Below are 4,030 nucleotides of genomic sequence, written 5' to 3'. Positions count from 1 at the left end.
GGCAAGACCGTCAAACGCCCCAAGACCCTCAAGGCCATCGGCAAACCCGGAAGATCTTGGTAGATAAAAAACAAGCTGAGCCACGGGCACCGGCCGGCCACACTCCCGCCGTCGACGCCGCAACCAACGCGCTCTGTCCAGGGGCTCGAACGGAAGCCCCCGGCCCGTTCGGTCGCTGGTGGGCCGGGGGCGTGCTTGGCCTGGGACGTGCTGGGCGGGTGTCAGTGCCGTGCGAACCGGCGCAGGGCGTCGAGTACGGGCGGTGCGAGCGTGTCCGGGTGGTCGGCGTCGTGCAGCAGGTGGTCCACCCCGGGCAGCACCACTCGGCCCGGTTTACCGGCATGGGCGTGGCGCAGGGCGGTCGTCAGGGCGTCCGTCGTGGAACAGGGGATCTGGGGGTCGTTGGTGCCGCACGTCAGCAGCACCTTGGTGCCGGGCCGGAGTGCGGCGGCGGTGTCCGGTGGGTAGACGGCGTCGTCGCTTTCCACGAACCGGGCGTTGGTGCCCTGGAATGCCTCGAAGAGGGCGGCGATCGCCTGGGGCAGGTCGGTGGTGTCGACCGGGCGGCCTTCGCGGAGGGAGGTGACGGCGGCATCGATGGCCGCGTTGATGGTGTGTTGCTCCTCCGGCGTGAAGTGGCCCTGCCTGGTCGCTTCGGCGACCTGGTCCTTGAGCTGGAGCGCGACCAGGTCGAGCATGCGGATCGCCTGTGGCTGGAGGAGCGCCAGGCCGGTCGGGCGCGGATGGGCGGTGCCGCCCAGCAGCAGTGCCGTCATGGCGCCTTCGCTGTGTCCGACGACCATGAGTGCGCGAGGGTCGGTCTCGGGCTGATCGCGCAAGGTCTCGTAGGCGGCCTGTGCCTGGCGGACGAAGGCCGGGTAGTCGAGTTCCTCCGGGCGGCCCTCGTAGGCGCCGAGTCCGGTGCGGCCGGTGCCGTACTTGTCGAACCTCAGCGTGGCGACTCCGTCGCCGCCGAGCGCGTAGGCCAGCTGTGCCAGGGTGTCCGGTGTGGTCACGGGCGGCTGGTTGCCGTCGCGGTCGGTGGGTCCGCTGCCGGGTAGCAGCAGCGCCGCCCGCAGCCGCTTCCCGGCGCGGTGCTCGGGGACGTGCAGGGTGCCGTACACGGTCGTGCCGTCGGCCGTGAAGACGACCTCGCGGTCGGTGGCGGGGACCAGACGGGGCGTCGCCGCGGCCGGAGTGGCGGTGACGAGGGTCAGCGCAATGAGCGCCGCTGCCAAGTGTCGAAACATTGGCCTGTCTCCTTTCAGACGAGGGCGTTCTCGACCAGGGCAACGGTCGCGCGGGGGTCGTCGACCTGGAGAACCAGGCGTGCGTACTTCTCGCCGGCGAGTTCGACCACGACGGCCTTCGACGGATCCTTGACGTCCCAGAAGACCTTCTCCCCGTCCTGGTGGAACGTGCCCGCGATGATCACACCGGGGACGTGGGAGCCCGGAGCGCGGACTCCCTTCGGTTCGGCGGCGATGCCGGGGTCGGCGGTCGCTCCACGGACGTTGGCCAGCGGGATGGTCATTCCGCCCTTGAAGGCCCAGAGCTTGTCGAGCCCCTCGATCACGACGACGAGGCTGTCGCCGTCGATCCGTATCAGTGCCATACCGGATTCCCTTTTCAGGTGAGAAGGCCGACGTGTTGGGTCAGCGCGGTGGCCGCGTTGTCGGGGTTGCCGCGCAAGAGGATGCCCAGCGCGGCGGCGGTGAGAGCGGCGGCCAGGTCGCCGGGAACACCGAGCGCGCCGGCGATCGCCTGGTCGACGGCGGCCAACGCGGCCGCCACATCGGAGGCGACCTCCTCGTCGACCGGTGCGCGTTCGATCGCCGCGAGCAGAAGCAGGTTGAGGTCGGCCGATGTGACGAGCCGCAGCGCGTCCGCGGCGTCCGACGCGCCGGCGAGTGCGTCACACAACGGGCGGACGTCGTCGGTCAGATGGCGACGCAGAGCGATCAGGTAGAGGCCACGCTTGCTGCCGAACGTCTTGTACAGGCTGTTGCGGTGCACCCCGAGGTGACTGACAAGGTCGTCGACGGACACCCCGTCATACGCGCGCTCGCCGAACAGACCCACGGCGGCACGCACCGCTGCGTCCTCGTCGAACGCTCGTGGCCTGCCCATGACCACTACGTTAGATAGTTGAGGAACGATCAGTCAAGAACGCTCGTTCCTCAATCGCCGATCCGCTTCGAGGGCCCGGCCTTCCAGCGGCAGCCCGCGAACCCCCGGCTCGGGAACGTGGCGCCGCCTCGGGCCGCAGGTCGCGCTGTCAGGACCAACTTGGCTGTTCTGTTTGAGACTTGGAGTTGCCGCGGTGCGGCGTGTCGCCCCTTCGGTCGCTTCGGATGCCGGAACCCTGGAGGGGACGAGGGCCGAGGACACCGGCCGGAGACGCTTGTGAGGGTGGTCAAGGGATGCGTGGGACTCGCGGTACAGGCATGAGGTCGATCGCGATAGCGGCGGTGGCGGTGGCGGTGCTGGCACTCTCGGCGTGCGGCAGCGACTCCGGTGACGGGGAGACGTCGGAGCCGGCCGCCGGGCAGGGTCGGGAGGACTCCGACAGCGACGCCCAGAAGGAGTGGGTCAGCGGTTCGCCCCTCACCCTGGTCTCCGTGCAGGAGGGCGAGGACTCCGACACGGTCATCCTGGAGTTCGCGAACGCGGCTCCCGACTACCTCGGTGACGGGTTCGTGGACCGTGTCGCCCGCGGGGGCGACCACACCGACCAGTCACATGACGTCGACGGCGATGTTTACCTGCTGCTCCGCCTGACCGAACAGGGCGCCTTCGAGACGGGCGAGGCGGACGAGGTACTGGGAACGAGGACTGACGGACGGATCGCCCACGTCTTCCCCCATGGGCAGTTCGAGGGCCTGCTGAACATCGCGATCGGCATCGAATCCGCGAATGGCGAAGAGCCTGACTACGACATCACCACCGAAGAGAACAGGATGCTGATCGAGATCTCACACTCCTCACGCTGAATCCATCGGACACTGGTCGCCCCCGGTGCGCGCCGCTTCACCGGAGGAGTGGCGCGCGGCACGGAGCGCCGGCAGGAACTTGGGCGTGGCAGCTCCGGGCCCACATGGGCATGAGCTACTTGTCGGAGCGACCGGGCCGGCAGCCGCGCGGATCACGCCTCCGCCCCTCGCCACAGGTACGTCACTCCTGGGCGAGCCACTGATCGAGCCTCGCACGGGCGTTGTAGGCGTGGGGGTGGTCGGCGCCCAGGACGCGCTCACGGTCGGCGAGGGCCCGTTCCAGCTCCGCTATCGCCTCACCGGCGCGGTTGACGTCCCAGTAGGAGACGGCGAGGTTGCCCCGGGCGACGATGGTGTCGGGGTGGTCGGGGCCCTGGAGACGTTCCTGGTCGGCGAGGACCTGCTCCTGGAGGTCAACGGCCTCCGGAGTACGTCCGGTGGACCAGTAGGAAGCGGCGAGGTTGCCGCGGGCGAGCAGGGTGTCGGGGTGGTCGGTGCCCAGGAGGCGTTCGCGGTCGGCGAGCACCCGCTCCTGCAACTCGATGGCCTCCTCGGTGCGACCTGCATCGCCGTAGAACGAGGCGAGGTTGCCGCGGGCGAGCAGGGTGCCGGGGTGGTCGGCGCCCTGGAGGCGTTCGCGGTCGGCCAGAACCCGCTCCTGCAACTCGATGGCCTCCTCGGTGCGACCTGCGTCGTCGTAGGAGAGGGCGACGTTGCCGCGCGTGGTCAGGGTGTCGGGATGGTCGGTGCCCAGGACGCGCTCACGCTCGGCCAGAACCCGCTCCCCCAGTTCCAGCGCCTCGCGTGCACGGCCTGCGTCCCGGTAGGAGAGCGCGAGATTGCTGCGCGTGGTCAGGGTGTCGGGATGGTCGGTGCCCAGGACGCGCTCACGCTCGGCGAGAACCCGCTCCTTCAGTTCGATGGCCTCCTCGGTGCGGCCTGCGTCGTCGTAGGAGACGGCGAGATTGCTGCGCGTGGTCAGGGTGTCGGGATGGTCGGTGCCCAGGACGCGCTCACGCTCGGCGAGAACCCGCTCC

General features: G+C 69.7%; 4 protein-coding genes and 1 pseudogene. 1 reads left to right on the top strand and 4 read right to left on the bottom strand.

The features are described 5' to 3' along the window. Positions 1–221 precede the first annotated feature (221 nt). Genes E0D90_RS23240 through E0D90_RS23230 form a run of 3 tightly spaced genes read right to left on the bottom strand, consistent with a single transcriptional unit; the run spans position 222 to position 2,130 of the window. Positions 222–1,250, bottom strand: coding sequence for an alpha/beta hydrolase family protein (locus tag E0D90_RS23240; RefSeq protein ID WP_130799957.1), 1,029 nt, complete (start codon positions 1,248–1,250; stop codon positions 222–224). A 14-nt stretch (positions 1,251–1,264) separates the two neighbouring features. After that, positions 1,265–1,615 (bottom strand): hypothetical protein, encoded by a 351-nt coding sequence (locus tag E0D90_RS23235; protein WP_103503903.1) that lies wholly within the window; start codon positions 1,613–1,615, stop codon positions 1,265–1,267. Between the two features lie 14 nt (positions 1,616–1,629). Beyond that, on the bottom strand, positions 1,630–2,130 hold the full coding sequence (locus E0D90_RS23230; protein ID WP_130799956.1) for a TetR/AcrR family transcriptional regulator: 501 nt from the start codon (positions 2,128–2,130) through the stop codon (positions 1,630–1,632). 317 nt (positions 2,131–2,447) lie between these two features. Between E0D90_RS23230 and E0D90_RS23225 the strand changes: the two genes are divergently transcribed. After that, entirely contained in the window at positions 2,448–2,993 is a 546-nt protein-coding gene (locus E0D90_RS23225; RefSeq protein ID WP_130799955.1) for a hypothetical protein, read from the top strand. A gap of 181 nt (positions 2,994–3,174) precedes the next feature. Here the strand turns inward: E0D90_RS23225 and E0D90_RS28100 are convergent. Further along, positions 3,175–4,030, bottom strand: a pseudogene (locus E0D90_RS28100) (tetratricopeptide repeat protein); the annotation flags it as partial.

This window comes from Streptomyces otsuchiensis (assembly GCF_004305975.1).
Taxonomy (GTDB): Bacteria; Actinomycetota; Actinomycetes; order Streptomycetales; family Streptomycetaceae; genus Streptomyces; species Streptomyces otsuchiensis.
Note: the sequence above shows the minus strand (reverse complement) of the source record. Positions and strands in the feature narration are given on the sequence as shown.